12 protein-coding genes are annotated in these 17,309 nt (G+C 63.1%); 6 read left to right on the top strand and 6 right to left on the bottom strand.

The window, feature by feature from the left end:
• Nucleotides 1–140 precede the first annotated feature (140 nt).
• Nucleotides 141–2,750 (top strand): bifunctional aconitate hydratase 2/2-methylisocitrate dehydratase, encoded by a 2,610-nt coding sequence (gene acnB / locus ACIQUI_RS17745; protein WP_403201154.1) that lies wholly within the window; start codon nt 141–143, stop codon nt 2,748–2,750.
• 186 nt (nt 2,751–2,936) lie between these two features.
• On the opposite strand, the gene prpD is transcribed toward acnB, so the two are convergent.
• From prpD to ACIQUI_RS17715, 6 genes are all read right to left on the bottom strand, one after another.
• Nucleotides 2,937–4,421 (bottom strand): 2-methylcitrate dehydratase, encoded by a 1,485-nt coding sequence (gene prpD, locus ACIQUI_RS17740; RefSeq protein WP_403200936.1) that lies wholly within the window; start codon nt 4,419–4,421, stop codon nt 2,937–2,939.
• 170 nt (nt 4,422–4,591) lie between these two features.
• Nucleotides 4,592–5,782 carry a 2-methylaconitate cis-trans isomerase PrpF gene (gene prpF / locus ACIQUI_RS17735; protein WP_403200933.1) on the bottom strand — a complete coding sequence of 397 codons (1,191 nt, stop codon included), beginning with the start codon at nt 5,780–5,782 and terminating at the stop codon, nt 4,592–4,594.
• 133 nt (nt 5,783–5,915) lie between these two features.
• Complete coding sequence (gene acnD / locus ACIQUI_RS17730) at nt 5,916–8,504, bottom strand: Fe/S-dependent 2-methylisocitrate dehydratase AcnD (RefSeq protein WP_403200931.1); 2,589 nt, start codon at nt 8,502–8,504, stop codon at nt 5,916–5,918.
• A 162-nt stretch (nt 8,505–8,666) separates the two neighbouring features.
• Nucleotides 8,667–9,794 (bottom strand): 2-methylcitrate synthase, encoded by a 1,128-nt coding sequence (gene prpC, locus ACIQUI_RS17725; RefSeq protein WP_403200929.1) that lies wholly within the window; start codon nt 9,792–9,794, stop codon nt 8,667–8,669.
• Nucleotides 9,795–9,852: 58 nt separating this feature from the next.
• On the bottom strand, nt 9,853–10,743 hold the full coding sequence (gene prpB, locus ACIQUI_RS17720; RefSeq protein WP_403200927.1) for a methylisocitrate lyase: 891 nt from the start codon (nt 10,741–10,743) through the stop codon (nt 9,853–9,855).
• Complete coding sequence (locus ACIQUI_RS17715) at nt 10,740–11,456, bottom strand: GntR family transcriptional regulator (RefSeq protein ID WP_403200925.1); 717 nt, start codon at nt 11,454–11,456, stop codon at nt 10,740–10,742. The genes prpB and ACIQUI_RS17715 overlap by 4 nt, the downstream gene beginning before the upstream one ends.
• Before the next feature lie 294 nt (nt 11,457–11,750).
• Here ACIQUI_RS17715 and ACIQUI_RS17710 point away from each other — a divergent pair, with 294 nt between their 5' ends.
• From ACIQUI_RS17710 to ACIQUI_RS17690, 5 genes are all read left to right on the top strand, one after another.
• Nucleotides 11,751–12,287: an ATP-dependent zinc protease gene (locus ACIQUI_RS17710; protein ID WP_016485910.1), complete on the top strand. Its 537-nt coding sequence runs from the start codon at nt 11,751–11,753 to the stop codon at nt 12,285–12,287.
• A gap of 5 nt (nt 12,288–12,292) precedes the next feature.
• Complete coding sequence (locus ACIQUI_RS17705; protein WP_403200922.1) at nt 12,293–13,828, top strand: inactive transglutaminase family protein; 1,536 nt, start codon at nt 12,293–12,295, stop codon at nt 13,826–13,828.
• Nucleotides 13,828–14,808: an alpha-L-glutamate ligase-like protein gene (locus ACIQUI_RS17700; protein WP_391132992.1), complete on the top strand. Its 981-nt coding sequence runs from the start codon at nt 13,828–13,830 to the stop codon at nt 14,806–14,808. Before ACIQUI_RS17705 ends, ACIQUI_RS17700 begins: the two co-directional genes overlap by 1 nt.
• 222 nt (nt 14,809–15,030) lie before the next feature.
• Entirely contained in the window at nt 15,031–16,374 is a 1,344-nt protein-coding gene (pabB, locus tag ACIQUI_RS17695) for an aminodeoxychorismate synthase component I (RefSeq protein WP_403200918.1), read from the top strand.
• A 79-nt stretch (nt 16,375–16,453) separates the two neighbouring features.
• Complete coding sequence (locus tag ACIQUI_RS17690; RefSeq protein ID WP_403200916.1) at nt 16,454–17,188, top strand: phosphoadenylyl-sulfate reductase; 735 nt, start codon at nt 16,454–16,456, stop codon at nt 17,186–17,188.
• The last annotated feature ends 121 nt before the right edge of the window (nt 17,189–17,309 follow it).

Below are 17,309 nucleotides of genomic sequence, written 5' to 3'. Positions count from 1 at the left end.
AAACTTTGAAAGCAGCTTCTGTAAGGATTCTTTGCGACTCTGGCTGGGCGGCCCACAAAGCCGTGGCAGCGCATGGGTGCATTGAATGCTGGATAAGCGTCCCGGACCCCCTTTAGGGACCACTGATGAGGGAAATAACTGTGCTTGAAGCCTACCGCAAACACATCGAAGAGCGTGCCGCCCTGGGTATCGTGCCCCAGCCGCTGAACGCCGAACAAACTGCAGGCCTGGTCGAGCTGCTGAAAAACCCGCCGGCCGGCGAAGAAGCCTTCCTCGTAGACCTGATCACCAACCGCGTACCGCCAGGGGTCGACGAAGCTGCCTACGTCAAGGCCGCTTTCCTCTCTGCCATCGCCAAAGGCGAAGCCAAGTCGCCGCTGATCGACCGCAAGCACGCCACCGAACTGCTGGGCACCATGCAGGGCGGCTACAACATCGAAACGCTGGTCGCACTGCTGGATGACGCCGAACTGGGCGCCGTCGCGGCCGAACAGCTCAAGCACACCCTGCTGATGTTCGATGCCTTCCACGACGTGGCCGAAAAAGCCAAGGCCGGCAACGTTCACGCCAAGGCCGTGCTGGAATCGTGGGCTGCCGGCGAGTGGTTCACCTCGCGCCCGGCCATCGCCGACAAGTACACCCTGACCGTGTTCAAGGTGCCAGGCGAAACCAACACCGACGACCTGTCCCCTGCCCCGGACGCCTGGTCGCGCCCTGACATCCCGCTGCACGCCCTGGCCATGCTGAAAATGGCCCGTGACGGCATCGAGCCGTCGCAGCCAGGTTCGGTCGGCCCGCTGGCCCAGATCGAAGCCGTCAAGGCCAAGGGCTTCCCGGTTGCCTATGTAGGTGACGTGGTTGGTACCGGTTCATCGCGTAAATCCGCTACCAACTCGGTACTTTGGTTCTTCGGTGACGACATCCCGAACGTGCCGAACAAGCGCGCCGGTGGTTTCTGCTTCGGCACCAAGATCGCCCCGATCTTCTACAACACCATGGAAGACGCCGGCGCCCTGCCGATCGAATTCGACTGCACCAACCTGGCCATGGGCGACGTCATCGACGTTTACCCGTTCAAAGGTGAAGTACGCCGTCACGGCAGCGACGAACTGGTTACCGAGTTCGCGCTGAAAACCGAAGTGCTGCTGGACGAAGTACGCGCTGGCGGCCGTATCCCGCTGATCGTCGGCCGTGGCCTGACCGAAAAAGCCCGCGCCGAACTGGGCCAGGGCCCATCGGACCTGTTCAAGAAACCAGAGCAGCCTGCCGACACCGGCAAGGGCTTCACCCTGGCGCAGAAAATGGTCGGCCGTGCTTGCGGTCTGCCAGAAGGCCAGGGCGTGCGCCCAGGTGCCTACTGCGAGCCGAAGATGACCACCGTCGGTTCCCAGGACACCACTGGCCCGATGACCCGTGACGAGCTGAAAGACCTGGCCTGCCTGGGCTTCTCCGCTGACCTGGTGATGCAGTCGTTCTGCCACACCGCGGCTTATCCGAAGCCGATCGACGTCACCACCCACCACACCCTGCCAGACTTCATTCGCACCCGTGGCGGCGTGTCGCTGCGCCCGGGCGACGGCATCATCCACAGCTGGCTGAACCGCATGCTGATGCCTGACACCGTGGGTACCGGTGGCGACTCGCACACCCGTTTCCCGATCGGCATCTCGTTCCCGGCCGGTTCCGGCCTGGTAGCCTTCGCCGCTGCCACCGGCGTCATGCCGCTGGACATGCCAGAGTCGATCCTGGTGCGCTTCAAGGGCAAGCTGCAACCAGGCATCACCCTGCGTGACCTGGTTCATGCCATCCCTTACTACGCCATCCAGAAGGGCCTGCTGACCGTAGAGAAGAAAGGCAAGAAAAACGCCTTCTCCGGCCGCATCCTGGAAATCGAAGGCCTGGACGAACTGACCGTCGAGCAAGCTTTCGAGCTGTCCGACGCCTCGGCCGAGCGTTCCGCTGCCGGTTGCACCATCAAGCTGCCAGAGAAGGCCATTGCCGAGTACCTGCAGTCCAACATCACCCTGCTGCGCTGGATGATCGGCGAAGGCTACGGCGACCCACGTACCCTGGAGCGTCGCGCCCAGGCCATGGAAGCCTGGCTGGCCAACCCTGAGCTGCTGTCGGCTGACGCCGATGCCGAGTACGCCGAAATCATCGAAATCGACCTGGCCGACGTCAAGGAGCCTGTGCTCTGCGCGCCGAACGACCCGGACGATGCCCGCCTGCTGTCCTCGGTACAGGGCGAGAAGATCGACGAAGTGTTCATCGGTTCGTGCATGACCAACATCGGCCACTTCCGCGCTGCCGGCAAGCTGCTGGACAAGGTCAAGGGCGGCATCCCGACCCGCCTGTGGCTGGCTCCGCCAACCAAGATGGACGCTCACCAGCTGACCGAAGAAGGCTACTACGGCATCTACGGCAAGGCCGGTGCGCGCATGGAAATGCCAGGCTGCTCGCTGTGCATGGGTAACCAGGCACGTGTGCAGACCGGTTCGACCGTGGTTTCCACTTCGACCCGTAACTTCCCGAACCGTCTGGGCGACGCCACCAATGTGTACCTGGCATCGGCCGAACTGGCTGCTGTCGCTTCGATCATCGGCAAGCTGCCGACCGTCGAAGAGTACATGCAGTACGCGAAAGACATCGACAGCATGGCTGCCGACGTTTACCGCTACCTGAGCTTCGACCAGATCGCCGAGTTCCGCGAAGCGGCAGCCAACGCCAAGATCCCGGTGGTTCAGGCGTAAGCTGAGCAGCAAGTTGTAAGCTGCAAGCTACAAGAAGAAGCCCCGGCAGCGATGCCGGGGCTTTTTTGTGTCTGCTGTGCCGGCCTCTTCGCGGGCTTGCCCGCTCCCACAGGCACACCACACAGTCGGGCCCGCGGAGCACCTGTGGGAGCGGGCAAGCCCGCGAAGAGGCCGGCACTGGCAACCTCAAATCACGAACAACTCCACAAATCTGTGCACCGCCATCTGCTCCAGCTGTTGCTGATCCTTGCACAGTTCGAAAATCTGCTGGCACCGCTGCCGCGCAAAGCGCGTCGCCAGGTTGGCCCTGAACTTGGCCTCCAACAACGGAATCCCCTCCTCGCGCCGTCGCCGATGCCCGATCGGGTACTCCACCGCCACCTGTTCGGTACTGCTGCCGTCCTTGAAGAACACCTGCAAGGCGTTGGCGATCGAACGCTTGTCCGCTTCCAGGTATTCACGGCTGAAGCGCGGGTCTTCCACCACTTCCATCTTCTCGCGCAGGCGATCGATACTCGGGTGGTTGGCGTGGAAAGCGTCTTCATAATGCTCGGCTTGCAGATGCCCAAAGATCAACGGCACCGCCACCATGTACTGCAAACAGTGGTCACGGTCAGCCGCATTGGCCAGTGGGCCGCTCTTGGAAATGATGCGGATCGCCGACTCTTGAGTGGTGATGACGATGCGGTCGATTTCATGCAGGCGGTTGCGCACCCGTGGATGCAGGGTGACCGCCGCCTCGCAGGCAGTCTGGGCATGGAACTCGGCAGGAAAACTGACCTTGAACAGCACGTTTTCCATCACGTAGCTGCCCAAGGCCTGGGGCAGGCGCAGTTCATACTGCCCGGCAGGCTTGAGCGCCAGGTCCTTGTTGGTATGGCTGAACGATACGTCGTAGAAGCCCCACTGCGGTGCCGTGAGTACGCCCGGCACGCCCATCTCGCCACGCAGGGCGATATCGGCCAGGCGTACACCGCGGCTGGACGCATCGCCAGCGGCCCAGGATTTGCGCGAGCCGGCATTTGGCGCGTGACGGTAAGTGCGCAGGGCCTGGCCGTCGACAAAGGCGTGTGACAAGGCAGAGAGCATCTGCTCGCGGTTGGCCCCCATCAGCCTGGCGCACACGGCAGTCGAGGCTACCTTCACCAGAATCACGTGATCGAGGCCGACGCGGTTGAACGAGTTCTCCAACGCCAGCACGCCCTGGATCTCGTGGGCCATGACCATGGCTTCGAGCACATCACGCATCAGCAGGGGCGCTTCTCCCGCAGCAATGCGCTTCTGGGACAGGTGATCGGCAACGGCCAGGATGCCGCCGAGGTTGTCCGAGGGGTGCGCCCATTCGGCAGCCAGCCAGGTGTCGTTGTAGTCCAGCCAGCGCACGGTGCAACCGATGTCCCAGGCAGCCTTGACCGGGTCGAGGCGGTAAGCGGTGCCGGGGACGCGGGCGCCATTGGGCACGATGGTGCCTTCGACCAGGGGACCGAGCAGTTTGGTGCATTCCGGGAAGCGTAGGGCCAGCAGGCCACAACCGAGCGTGTCCATCAGGCAGTTGCGCGCAGTGTCCAGGGCTTCGGCGGATTCGACCCGGTAGCCGAGGGCGTAGTCGGCGAGGGTTTGCAGCACCCGGTCGTAGTCCGGGCGGTTGTTGAGGTCCACGTTGGCGCTCATATCCAGCTCCCTTCAGAATTGCCGGGGCTGCGCTGCAGCCCTTCGCGGGCTTGCCCGCTCCCACAGGTACACCACAGCATTCAGAAGCTGTGGTTACCTGTGGGAGCGGGCAAGCCCGCGAAGGGCCGCACAGCGGCCCCAACGAACGAAAGCCGAGCGCCAGTGGTGCGTTAGAAGCTATCGCCAGGTACGCGAACCCAGCCCTCCATCAGCACGCGAGCACTGCGGCTCATGATTGCCTTGGTCACTGTCCACTCACCATTCACCTGGCGCGCCTCGGCCCCGACCCGCAAGGTGCCCGAGGGGTGGCCGAAACGCACCGCGCTGCGCTCGCCACCACCTGCGGCGAGGTTGACCAACGTGCCCGGAATGGCCGCCGCAGTGCCAATTGCCACCGCAGCCGTACCCATCATCGCATGGTGCAGTTTACCCATGGACAAGGCCCGTACCAGCAGGTCGGTATCGCCCGCCTGCACCGCCTTGCCACTGGACGCAGTGTAGGTGCTCGGCGGCGCGACGAATGCGACTTTTGGCGTGTGCTGACGCCCGGCAGCCTGGTCGACATTGTCGATCAGCCCCATGCGCACCGCACCATAGGCGCGAATGGTCTCGAAACGCAGCAGTGCCTGCGGGTCGCCGTTGATCGCGTCCTGCAGCTCGGCACCGGTGTAACCGATGTCTGCTGCATTGACGAAGATGGTCGGGATGCCGGCATTGATCAGGGTCGCCTTGAAGGTGCCCACACCCGGCACCTCCAGGTCATCGACCAGGTTACCTGTCGGGAACATCGAACCGCCGCCGCCATCTTCGTCAGCCGCCGGGTCGAGGAACTCAAGTTGCACCTCCGCCGCAGGGAAAGTTACCCCGTCCAGCTCGAAATCGCCGGTTTCCTGCACTTCACCTTCGGTGATCGGCACGTGGGCGATGATGGTCTTGCCAATGTTCGCCTGCCAGATGCGCACGGTGGCAACGCCGTTTTGCGGAATACGCGCCGGGTCGACCAGGCCGCTGCTGATGGCGAACGAACCTACGGCAGCCGACAGGTTGCCGCAGTTGCCGCTCCAGTCGACGAAGGCCTTGTCGATGCTGACCTGGCCGAACAGGTAGTCGACATCGTGTTCGGGCTTGATGCTGGGCGACAGGATCACGGTCTTGCTGGTACTGGATGTGGCGCCGCCCATGCCGTCGATCTGCTTGCCGTAGGGGTCGGGGCTACCGATTACCCGCAGCAGCAGCGCATCGCGCGCCGGGCCGGGGACCTGCGCCTGCTCGGGCAGGTCTTGCAGGCGGAAGAACACGCCTTTGCTGGTGCCGCCACGGATGTAGGTGGCGGGGATTTTTACTTGCGGTACATGAGCCATGTTCAATTCCTGTGTTGCACGGCCCTCTGTGGGAGCAGGTTTACCCGCGAATACGCCCGACCAGACAACAATGTTGTACCTGCTGACGCTTTCGCGGGTGAACCCGCTCCCACAGGGACCGCGCTGATCTTGGTTAGGCGGTCGCTTCGAGGAAGTCCTGGGCAAAGCGCTGCAACACCCCACCCGCCTCGTAGATCGATACTTCCTCGGCGGTGTCCAGGCGGCAGGTCACCGGCACTTCCAGGCGCTCGCCATTGCTACGGGTCACCACCAGGGTCAAGTTCGCCCTTGGCGTACGCGCACCCAGAACGTCATACGTCTCACTACCGTCCAGGCCCAGGGTCTTGCGGTCGGTGCCTGGCTTGAACTCCAGCGGCAGCACGCCCATGCCCACCAGGTTGGTGCGGTGAATGCGCTCGAAGCCTTCGGCAACGATAGCCTCGACACCCGCCAGGCGCACGCCCTTGGCCGCCCAGTCGCGAGACGAGCCCTGGCCGTAGTCGGCGCCAGCAACGATGATCAGCGGCTGCTTGCGCTCCATGTACGTCTCGATCGCCTCCCACATGCGGGTGACCTTGCCTTCCGGCTCGATACGCGCAAGCGAGCCCTGCTTCACGCTGCCGTCTTCCTCGCGCACCATTTCGTTGAACAGCTTGGGGTTGGCGAAGGTGGCGCGCTGGGCGGTCAGGTGGTCGCCACGGTGGGTGGCGTAGGAGTTGAAGTCCTCTTCCGGCAAGCCCATTTTTGCCAGGTATTCGCCGGCAGCACTGTCGAGCATGATGGCGTTGGACGGCGACAGGTGGTCGGTGGTGATGTTGTCCGGCAGCACCGCCAGCGGGCGCATGCCACGCAGGGTGCGCTCACCGGCCAGGGCACCTTCCCAGTAGGGCGGGCGACGGATGTAGGTGCTCATCGGGCGCCAGTCGTACAGCGGCGCCACCTTCGGCCCACGGTCTTCCTCGATGGCGAACATCGGGATGTACACCTTGCGGAACTGCTCTGGCTTGACCGCAGCACGCACCACAGCGTCGATTTCTTCATCGCTGGGCCAGATGTCCTTGAGGCGGATTTCCTTGCCATCGACCACGCCCAGCACATCCTTCTCGATGTCGAAGCGGATGGTACCGGCAATGGCGTAGGCCACCACCAACGGCGGCGAAGCCAGGAACGCCTGCTTGGCATACGGGTGAATACGCCCGTCGAAGTTGCGGTTGCCCGACAGCACGGCGGTGGCGTACAAGTCGCGGTCGATGATCTCTTGCTGGATGGCCGGGTCGAGTGCGCCCGACATGCCGTTGCAAGTGGTGCAGGCGAAGGCGACGATGCCAAAGCCGAGCTGCTCCAGCTCCTTCTCCAGGCCGGCCTCTTGCAGGTACAGCTGCACGGCCTTGGAGCCTGGCGCCAGCGATGACTTGACCCACGGCTTGCGAGCCAGGCCCAGCTTGTTGGCATTGCGCGCCATGAGGCCGGCGGCAATCACGTTGCGCGGGTTGCTGGTGTTGGTGCAGCTGGTGATAGCGGCAATGATCACCGCGCCGTCAGGCATCTGACCTGGTACATCTTCCCAGTTACCGGCAATGCCTTTGGCTGCCAGGTCGCTGGTGGCAACGCGGGCATGCGGGTTGGACGGGCCTGCCATGTTGCGTACCACGCCCGACAGGTCGAAGCTCAGGGTGCGCTCGTAGACGGCGCCGCTCAGGCTGTCAGCCCACAGGCCGGTCGCCTTGGCGTAGGTTTCCACCAGCTTGACCTGCTGCTCTTCACGGCCGGTCAGGCGCAGGTAGTCGATGGTCTGCTGGTCGATGGCGAACATCGCTGCAGTAGCGCCGTATTCCGGGGCCATGTTGGAGATGGTGGCGCGGTCGCCCAGGGTCAGGGCGCGGGCACCCTCGCCGTGGAACTCAAGGTACGCGCCAACGACTTTCTGCTTGCGCAGGAACTCGGTCAGGGCCAGCACCAGGTCGGTAGCGGTGATGTTCGGTGCCAGCTTGCCGGTCAGCTCGACACCGACGATTTCCGGCAGGCGCATCCACGAAGCGCGCCCGAGCATCACGTTTTCCGCTTCCAGCCCACCGACGCCGATGGCAATCACGCCCAAGGCGTCGACATGTGGCGTGTGGCTGTCGGTACCAACACAGGTATCCGGGTAGGCCACGCCACGGTCGTTGTGGATGACCGGCGACATCTTCTCCAGGTTGATCTGGTGCATGATGCCGTTGCCCGGCTGGATCACGTCGACGTTCTTGAAGGCCTTCTTGGTCCAGTTGATGAAGTGGAAGCGGTCTTCGTTGCGGCGGTCCTCGATGGCACGGTTCTTTTCGAACGCCTGTGGGTCAAAACCACCACACTCGACGGCCAGCGAGTGGTCGACGATCAGCTGCACCGGCACCACCGGGTTGACGGCGGCCGGGTCACCGCCTTTGTCGGCAATGGCATCACGCAGGCCGGCCAGGTCGACCAGCGCTGTCTGGCCGAGAATGTCGTGGCACACCACGCGGGCCGGGAACCACGGGAAGTCGAGGTCGCGCTGGCGCTCGATCAGCTGGCCCAGCGAGGCATTGAGGGTGGCCGGGTCACAGCGGCGCACGAGGTTTTCGGCGAGCACGCGGGAGGTGTATGGCAGGCCGTCGTAGGCGCCGGGCTTGATCGCCTCGACCGCCGCACGGGCATCGAAGTAGTCCAGGTCGGTGCCTGGCAGGTGCTTGCGGTATGCAGTGTTCATAATGGAGTCAGGCTCGGTCACAGGGTTCGGAAGGTTTCGCCGGCCCTGTGGGAGCGGGCATGCCCGCGAATGCGTCAGCAGGTGCAAAACGGTTGCCAGTACGGACGCATTCGCGGGCACGCCCGCTCCCACAGGGGAAACGGGCTGCCTCTCTATATCTATTCAGCGCTGTTCGATCGGTACGAACTGGCGCTGCTCGACGCCGACATACTCGGCACTCGGGCGGATGATGCGGTTGTTGGCGCGCTGCTCAAAGACGTGCGCCGCCCAGCCGGTCAGACGCGAGCAAACGAAGATCGGGGTGAACAGCTTGGTCGGGATGCCCATGAAGTGATACGCCGAGGCATGGTAGAAGTCGGCGTTGGGGAACAGGCGCTTCTGCTCCCACATGGTCTTGTCGATGGCTTCGGACACCGGGTACAGCACCGTGTCGCCCACTTCGTCGGCCAACTGCTTCGACCAGCCCTTGATCACCTCGTTGCGCGGGTCGGACTCTTTGTAGATGGCATGGCCAAAGCCCATGATCTTGTCCTTGCGCTCAAGCATGCGCAGCAGCTCGGCGGTGGCGTCCTGCGGGCTCTGGAAACGCTCGATCAGCTCCATTGCCGCCTCGTTGGCCCCGCCGTGCAGCGGGCCGCGCAGCGAGCCGATGGCAGCGGTGACGCAGGAGTACAGGTCGGACAGGGTCGAGGCGCAGACGCGGGCGGTGAAGGTAGAGGCGTTGAACTCATGCTCGGCGTACAGGATCAGCGACACGTTCATTACCTTGACGTGCAACTCGCTCGGCTTCTTGCCGTGCAGCAGGTGCAGGAAGTGGCCGCCGAGGGTGTCTTCGTCACTGGTGCAATCGATGCGCACGCCATGATGGGTGAAGCGGTACCAGTAGCACATCACAGCCGGGAACAGCGCCAGCAAGCGGTCGGTCTTGTCGCGCTGGGCTTCGAAGGTAAGTTCGGGCTCCAGCGTGCCCAGCACCGAGCAACCGGTGCGCATCACGTCCATCGGATGGGCGTCACGCGGGATGCGCTCCAGCACTTCCTTCAGCGCTTGCGGCAGGTCACGCAGGCCCTTGAGCTTACGCTTGTAGTCCGCCAGTTCGGCCTTGGTTGGCAGCTCGCCGTACAGCAGCAGGTAAGCGACTTCTTCGAATTCGGCACCGGCTGCCAGGTCGCGCACGTCGTAACCGCGGTAGGTGAGTCCGGCACCTGCCTGGCCCACTGTCGACAGTGCGGTCTGGCCGGCCACCTGACCGCGCAGGCCTGCGCCACTGAGTACTTTCGCTTCGGCCATGGTGTTTCTCCTTTCTTGAATTTGTTATGGATTTTTTCTGGCTAATTCGGGGTGTTGCTCAGCCCTTTTTCTGGGCAAACAGCGCGTCGAGGCTCTGCTCGAAGGCGTGGTAACCAATGGCATCGTAGAGCTCCATGCGGGTTTGCATGGTGTCGATCACGTTTTTCTGCGTGCCGTCGCGGCGCAGTGCGGTGTACACGTTTTCGGCCGCCTTGTTCATGGCGCGGAAGGCCGACAGCGGGTACAGCACCAGCGAAACGTCGACCGAGGCCAGCTCTTCAGTGGTATACAGCGGCGTGGCACCGAATTCGGTGATGTTGGCCAGGATCGGCGCCTTCACCCGATCAGCGAAGGTCTTGTACATCTGCAGTTCGGTGATGGCCTCCGGGAAGATCATGTCGGCGCCGGCCTCGATGCACGCCTCTGCGCGATCAAGGGCAGCGTTCAAGCCTTCGACGGCCAGGGCGTCGGTACGCGCCATGATCACAAAGCTGTCGTCGCTGCGGGCATCGACGGCGGCCTTGATGCGGTCGACCATTTCCTGCTGGCTGACGATTTCCTTGTTCGGGCGATGCCCGCAGCGCTTGGCGCCCACCTGGTCCTCGATATGGATGGCGGCAGCGCCAAACTTGCTCATGGAACGCACAGTGCGGGCAACGTTGAAGGCCGAAGCACCGAAGCCGGTATCGACATCCACCAGCAGTGGCAAGTCGCAGACGTCAGTGATGCGGCGCACGTCGGTGAGTACGTCGTCCAGGCCAGTAATGCCCAGGTCCGGCAGGCCCAGCGAGCCCGCGGCCACACCGCCACCGGACAGGTAGATGGCCTTGAAGCCGGCGCGCTTGGCCAGCAGGGCGTGGTTGGCATTGATGGCGCCAACCACTTGCAGCGGGCGTTCAGCGGCAACGGCATCGCGAAAACGCTGACCGGGGGTGCTCTTCACAGTCATTTCTCACCTCGTGGGCTGTTGTTGTGGGCGTCCAGGTAATGACGCTCGATATTGCGCTTGGACGCGCCGATATGGCGGCGCATCAGGAGTTCGGCCAGCTCGCCGTCACGGTCGGCGATGGCGTCGAGAATACGGTGGTGCTCGGCAAAGGCCTGGCGCGGCCGGTTGGGCGTGGCCGAGAACTGGATGCGGTACATGCGCACCAACTGGTACAGCTCGCCGCACAGCATCTTGACCAGGGTCTGGTTGCCGCTGCCCTGGATGATCCGGTAGTGGAAGTCGTAGTCACCTTCCTGCTGGTAGTAACCCAGGCCGGCCTGGAACGCAGCGTCGCGCTCGTGGGTGTCGAGCACCCGGCGCAGTTCGTCGATATCGGCCTGGCTCATGCGCTCGGCGGCCAGGCGGCAGGCCATGCCCTCCAGCGACTCACGAATTTCGTAAAGCTCGATCAGCTCGGCGTGGTTGAGCGAAACCACCCGCGCGCCCACATGCGGTACGCGCACCAGCAGGCGCTGCCCCTCCAGGCGATGGATGGCCTCGCGCAGCGGCCCACGGCTAATGCCATAGGTGCGCGCCAGCTCCGGCTCGGAAATCTTGCTGCCGGGGGCGATGTCACCCTTGACGATGGCCGCCTGGATGCGTCGGAAGACGTTTTCGGACAAGGTTTCCGTTTCGTCTGCCAGCACCGCATCGGGGGTGGAAAGGTCTTGCATATTGTCGACACCTTGAAAATCTCTTCGCCATAAATTAGCGAACAGAGCCCTTCAAGTCAAAGACACAATCAACATTGTCGACAATCGCCTAAGAACGAACTAACGCTGGCAATGCGCTGTCAGATCGCGCACCGCTGGCGTCAAGACGTCGGCGTGATAGAATGCCGCGCCTCCGATGGAGTATGGATAGCCTGTCTGTCATCCATTCATGCTTGTTGACAGATGAACGAGGAAGCTTGCGCAGTAGTTGCCAGTCGCCTTGCCCCGAACCTTGCACAGTACCGCGCCAGGAATATGAGACTTACACCCGTTTTATTGCTGCTATGCCTCACCCTGCTGCCGGCCCTTGGCCAGGCGGCGGGCAAGACCGTGTACGGTCTCAACGAATATGCCCGCCTGGGCGATCTGGACCTGGAAGTGGCCGCCAAGCTCGACACCGGTGCCAAGACCGCCTCGCTCAGTGCCCGCGACATCAAGCGTTTCAAACGTAACGGCGAAAGCTGGGTGCGCTTCTACCTCGCCATCGATGCCGCCCACTCGCACCCGATCGAACGCCCGCTGGCACGCGTGAGCAAGATCAAGCGCCGCGCCGGCGACTACGATGCAGAGTCAGGCAAGGCCTACACGGCCCGCCCGGTCATCGAACTTGAAATCTGCATGGGCCAGGCCATGCGCACCATCGAAGTCAACCTCACCGACCGCAGCGCCTTCCAGTTCCCGCTGTTGATTGGCTCCGAGGCGCTCAAGCACTTCGACGCGCTGGTTGACCCAAGCCTTAAATACGCGGCCGGCAAACCTGCCTGTGCCACCGACGCTCCCAAAGCAGAGTAATCCCGATGCGCTCTCTTACCCTCCATCTGAAAGTCCTGATCACCGTACTGGTGCTATTGGGCGTGGCGGTCACGGCTTATCAGATCTTCTTCCTCGGCATCCCGGTGACCGAGGATGAAACCGACGACCTGTGGAACATCGACGCCAAGGTCGAGTTCGTCGCCAGCACCAAGGACCCGGTGAAGATCCAGATGTTCGTGCCGCCGTTGAACCGCGACTACGTCAGCCTCAACGAGAGCTTCATCTCCAACAACTACGGGGTCAGCGTCAACCGTGCCGACGGCAACCGCAAGGTGACCTGGTCGGCCCGCCGGGCCAACGGCAACCAGACCCTCTACTACCGCCTGGTGCTGACCAAGCGCTACAGCAACGAAAAAACCACGGTAAAAGGCCCGACCTTCCGTGACAGCCTGGCCATCGAAGGCCCCGAGAAAATCGCCGCCGAAGCACTGATGGCACCGATCCGCCAGCATTCGGCCGACGTCGAGACGTTTGTCAGCGAGACCATCAAGCGGGTCAACAACCTCAACGACGACAACGTCAAGCTGCTGCTGGCCGGTGACACTTCGCCGATGAAGAAGGCCCAGGTCATCGACCTGCTGCTGTCGATCGCCCACGTACCGATGGAGAAGGTGCACACCATCCGCCTGGTGGCCGACACCCCGCAAACGCCGGAATTGTGGCTGCGCAGCTTCAACGGCACAGACTGGCTGTACTTCAACCCGGATACCGGCGAGCAGGGCCTGCCCAGCGACCGCCTGCTGTGGTGGACCGGTGATGACAACCTGATCACCGTCGACGGCGGCAAGAAAGCCAATGTCACCTTCAGCATGAACAACAGCGAGATGAACGCCATCCGCCTGGCCAAGCTGACCGACGAGAATACCGACGCCGACTTCCTTGAGTACTCGCTATACAGCCTGCCGCTGCAAACCCAGCAAACCTTCATGATCATGGTAATGATCCCGATCGGCGTGCTGGTGATCCTGGTGCTGCGCAACCTGATCGGCCTGCAGACCCTGGGTACCTTCACCCCGGTACTGATCGCCCTGGCCTTCCGCGAGACCCAACTGGGCTTCGGCATCGTGCTGTTCACGGTGATCACGGCACTGGGGCTGTCGCTGCGCTCTTACCTGGAACACCTCAAGTTGCAGATGCTGCCGCGGCTGTCGGTGGTGCTGACCTTCGTCGTGGTGCTGATCGCCGCCATCAGCCTGTTCAGCCACAAGCTGGGCCTTGAGCGCGGATTGTCGGTGGCACTGTTCCCGATGGTGATCCTGACCATGACCATCGAACGCCTGTCGATCACCTGGGAAGAACGTGGCGGTGGCCATGCCATGAAAGTGGCCATCGGCACCCTGTTTGCCGCTTCGGTCGCGCACCTGCTGATGATGGTGCCGGAGCTGGTGTACTTCGTGTTCACCTTCCCGGCCGTACTGCTGATCCTGGTGGGCTTCATGCTGGCGATGGGCCGCTACCGTGGCTACCGCCTGACCGAGCTCGTGCGCTTCAAGGCATTCCTGAAGAAGGCTGACGCCTGATGTTTGGCTTGATCAAGACGTGGAAAGCCCTGGAGGCCCGGGGCATCATGGGTATCAACCGGCGCAACGCGGACTACGTGTTGAAGTACAACAAGCGCCACTTGTACCCGATTGTCGACGACAAGATCATCACCAAGGAGCGCGCCCTGGCGGCCGGTATCCATGTGCCGGAAATGTACGGCATCATCGAAACCGAGAAAGAAATCGAGAAGCTCGACCAGATCATTGGCGGGCGCAGCGATTTCGTCATCAAGCCGGCGCAAGGCGCTGGCGGTGACGGCATCCTGGTGATTGCCGACCGCTTCGAGGACCGCTACCGCACGGTGTCCGGCAAGATCATCAGCCATGAGGAAATCGAGCACCAGATCTCGAGCATCCTCACCGGCCTGTACTCGCTGGGCGGCCACCGCGACCGTGCGCTGATCGAGTACCGGGTCACGCCTGACCAGATCTTCAAGAGCATCAGCTACGAAGGCGTACCGGACATCCGCATCATCGTGCTGATGGGCTACCCGGTCATGGCCATGCTGCGCTTGCCGACCCGCCAGTCCGGCGGCAAGGCCAACCTGCACCAGGGCGCTATCGGCGTGGGCGTCGACCTCGCCACCGGCGTGACCCTGCGCGGCACCTGGCTGAACAACATCATCAGCAAGCACCCGGACACCACCAACGCCGTGGACGGCGTGCAGTTGCCGAACTGGGACGGCTTCATGAAGCTGGCTGCCGGCTGTTACGAGCTGTGCGGGCTGGGTTATATCGGTGTGGACATGGTGCTGGACCAGGAGAAAGGCCCGCTGATCCTGGAACTGAACGCCCGCCCCGGCCTGAATATCCAGATTGCCAACGACTGCGGCCTGACCCAGCGTACCCACGCCATCGAGGCACACATCGAAGCGCTGGCCAAGGATGGTATTACCGAAGATGCCGAACAGCGCGTTCGGGTAGCGCAAGGGTTGTTCGGGCATGTGCCCAACCGCTGAAATAGCGGGGCTGCTGCGCAGCCCATCGCCGGCAAGCCAGCTCCCACAGGTGTAGTGCATCTCTCAAGATCGCGCAGTCCCTGTGGGAGCTGGCTTGCCGGCGATGGGCCGCAAAGCGGCCCCTGCATTAAACGCAATGTTGAATGTCGCGCCCAGTGCTAGGCGCTTTTCCTACACAGGTCTACAATCGCCCTCCTCGCTTTTACATCGCCGTCCACACTGATGCCGACCTGTACGCTGCACGCCCTGCCCTACCAGCCCGACCCTGCTGCCTATTTCGCCCGCCTGCGCCAGGCCCCCGGCGCGATTCTGCTCGACAGCGCCCGCCCCGGTGCCGAACGCGGTCGCTTCGACCTGCTCAGCGCCTGGCCCCTACAACAGTTGCAAGCACAAGCCGATGAAGGCGGCCGCGTGTTCCTCCAGCGCCTGCGCGCCAGCCTGGCACAACTGGGCCATGCCGACGTGCCCGATGGCGTAGAGGTGCCCTTTGCCGGCGGGCTGATCGGCTACCTGAGCTACGACTTCGGCCGCCGCCTGGAGCACCTGCCAAGCCTGGCCGTGGACGACCTCGGCCTGCCCGACGCGCAGCTGGGGCTGTATGCCTGGGCACTGGTCAGCGACCACCAGCACGGCACCAGCCAGCTGGTCTTTCACCCGAGCCTGGCAAGCGAGGAGCGAGAGCGCCTGATCAGCCTGTTCGAAGGCGGTAGCAACGCAGCAACCGGCGCTTTCCAGTTGCTCGCGCCAATGGCCGGTGACCTACAGCCGCAGCAGTACGAAGCCGCTTTCAACCAGGTACAACGCTACATCCAGGCCGGCGACTGCTACCAGATCAACCTGACTCAACGCTTCCGCGCCCCCTGCCAAGGCGACCCGTGGCGCGCCTACCAGGCGCTACGCCAGGCCTGCCCTACGCCGTTTTCCGGCTACCAGCAACTGGCCGATGGCAGTGCCCTGCTGAGCTTTTCGCCCGAGCGTTTCATCCGCGTCAGCCAAGGCCAGGTGGAAACCCGGCCGATCAAGGGCACCCGCCCGCGCGCCAGCGACCCGCTTGAAGACCAGCGCAATGCCGATGAGCTGCTGTGCAGTCCCAAGGACCGCTCGGAAAACCTGATGATCGTCGACCTGCTGCGCAACGACCTCGGGCGCACCTGTCAGATCGGTTCGGTAAGGGTACCGGAGCTGTTCAGCCTGGAAAGCTACCCCAACGTGCACCACCTGGTCAGCAGCGTCACCGGCCAGCTGGCCAGCGACAAGGATGCGCTGGACCTGATCGGCGACAGCTTCCCCGGCGGCTCGATCACGGGCGCGCCGAAGATCCGCGCCATGCAGATCATCGACGAACTGGAACCGGCACGCCGGGCGCTGTACTGCGGCTCGCTGCTGTATGTGGACGTGCGCGGGGAAATGGACAGTTCAATTGCCATTCGCAGCCTGCTGGTCAAGGACGGCCAGGTCAGTTGCTGGGGCGGCGGCGCGGTGGTGGCCGACTCCGAGTGGCAGGCTGAATATGAAGAGTCGATCGCCAAAGTGCGGGTACTGATGGAGACCTTGCAGGGCTTGTGAGTCCGTCTAGCCCGCGTTTTTTTGTTACCATCACCTTACTACGAGCGCACAGCGCCACAGCCAAGATGGAAACCGCCTGATGAGCCAACCCTTCGACGTCGCCGCCCTGGCCGCGACCTATGCCAACAAGTCCCCGCAGGACATCCTCAAGCTCGCCTTCGAGCATTTTGGTGATGACCTGTGGATCTCCTTCAGCGGCGCCGAGGACGTGGTGCTGGTCGACATGGCCTGGAAGCTGAACAAGCAAGTCAAGGTGTTCAGCCTCGACACCGGTCGCCTGCACCCGGAGACCTACCGGTTCATCGACCAGGTGCGCGAGCAGTACAACCTGCCGATTGAAATCCTCAGCGCAGACCGTGACAAGCTCGACCCGTTCGTCAAGGAAAAGGGCCTGTTCAGCTTCTACAAGGATGGCCACGGCGAGTGCTGCGGGATCCGCAAGATCGAGCCGCTGCGGCGCAAGCTTGCCACCGTGAGCGCCTGGGCCACCGGCCAGCGCCGCGACCAGAGCCCGGGCACCCGCAGCCAGGTGGCGGCACTGGAAATCGACGGCGCATTTTCCACGCCCGAGCGCACCCTGTACAAGTTCAACCCGCTGGCACAAATGAGCAGCGCGGAAGTGTGGGGTTATATCCGCATGCTGGAGCTGCCGTACAACAGCCTGCATGAGCGCGGCTTCATCAGCATTGGCTGCGAGCCTTGCACCCGGCCGGTGTTGCCGAACCAGCATGAGCGTGAAGGGCGCTGGTGGTGGGAAGAGTCGACGCAGAAAGAATGCGGGTTGCACGCGGGCAACCTCATCAGCAAGGCTTAAGATAGCCAGGGCTGTTTCACAGCCCAATCGCGACACAAGGCCGCTCCTTGTATCTCGACTTTCGCCTCTCAAAAGGCGAAAGTTCTCGACTGATCATCGAGGGAAGGCCTTGAAGCCGAGC

Origin of the sequence: Pseudomonas sp. NPDC090592 (genome assembly GCF_044769185.1) — a bacterium.
In the GTDB taxonomy this organism is placed as follows: domain Bacteria; phylum Pseudomonadota; class Gammaproteobacteria; order Pseudomonadales; family Pseudomonadaceae; genus Aquipseudomonas.
The sequence above is the reverse complement of the archived record's forward strand: the minus strand, read 5'-3'. Positions and strand labels throughout refer to the sequence as shown.

What these genes read in the sequence shown, in the direction of transcription:
- ACIQUI_RS17705 (WP_403200922.1), top strand. Translation starts at nt 12,293, where the DNA reads ATGCGCTCTCTTACCCTCCATCTGAAAGTCCTGATCACCGTACTGGTG.
- acnD (WP_403200931.1), bottom strand. Translation starts at nt 8,504, where the DNA reads ATGAACACTGCATACCGCAAGCACCTGCCAGGCACCGACCTGGACTAC.
- prpB (WP_403200927.1), bottom strand. Translation starts at nt 10,743, where the DNA reads ATGACTGTGAAGAGCACCCCCGGTCAGCGTTTTCGCGATGCCGTTGCC.
- ACIQUI_RS17690 (WP_403200916.1), top strand. Translation starts at nt 16,454, where the DNA reads ATGAGCCAACCCTTCGACGTCGCCGCCCTGGCCGCGACCTATGCCAAC.
- prpC (WP_403200929.1), bottom strand. Translation starts at nt 9,794, where the DNA reads ATGGCCGAAGCGAAAGTACTCAGTGGCGCAGGCCTGCGCGGTCAGGTG.
- ACIQUI_RS17710 (WP_016485910.1), top strand. Translation starts at nt 11,751, where the DNA reads ATGAGACTTACACCCGTTTTATTGCTGCTATGCCTCACCCTGCTGCCG.
- pabB (WP_403200918.1), top strand. Translation starts at nt 15,031, where the DNA reads ATGCCGACCTGTACGCTGCACGCCCTGCCCTACCAGCCCGACCCTGCT.
- prpD (WP_403200936.1), bottom strand. Translation starts at nt 4,421, where the DNA reads ATGAGCGCCAACGTGGACCTCAACAACCGCCCGGACTACGACCGGGTG.
- ACIQUI_RS17715 (WP_403200925.1), bottom strand. Translation starts at nt 11,456, where the DNA reads ATGCAAGACCTTTCCACCCCCGATGCGGTGCTGGCAGACGAAACGGAA.
- ACIQUI_RS17700 (WP_391132992.1), top strand. Translation starts at nt 13,828, where the DNA reads ATGTTTGGCTTGATCAAGACGTGGAAAGCCCTGGAGGCCCGGGGCATC.
- prpF (WP_403200933.1), bottom strand. Translation starts at nt 5,782, where the DNA reads ATGGCTCATGTACCGCAAGTAAAAATCCCCGCCACCTACATCCGTGGC.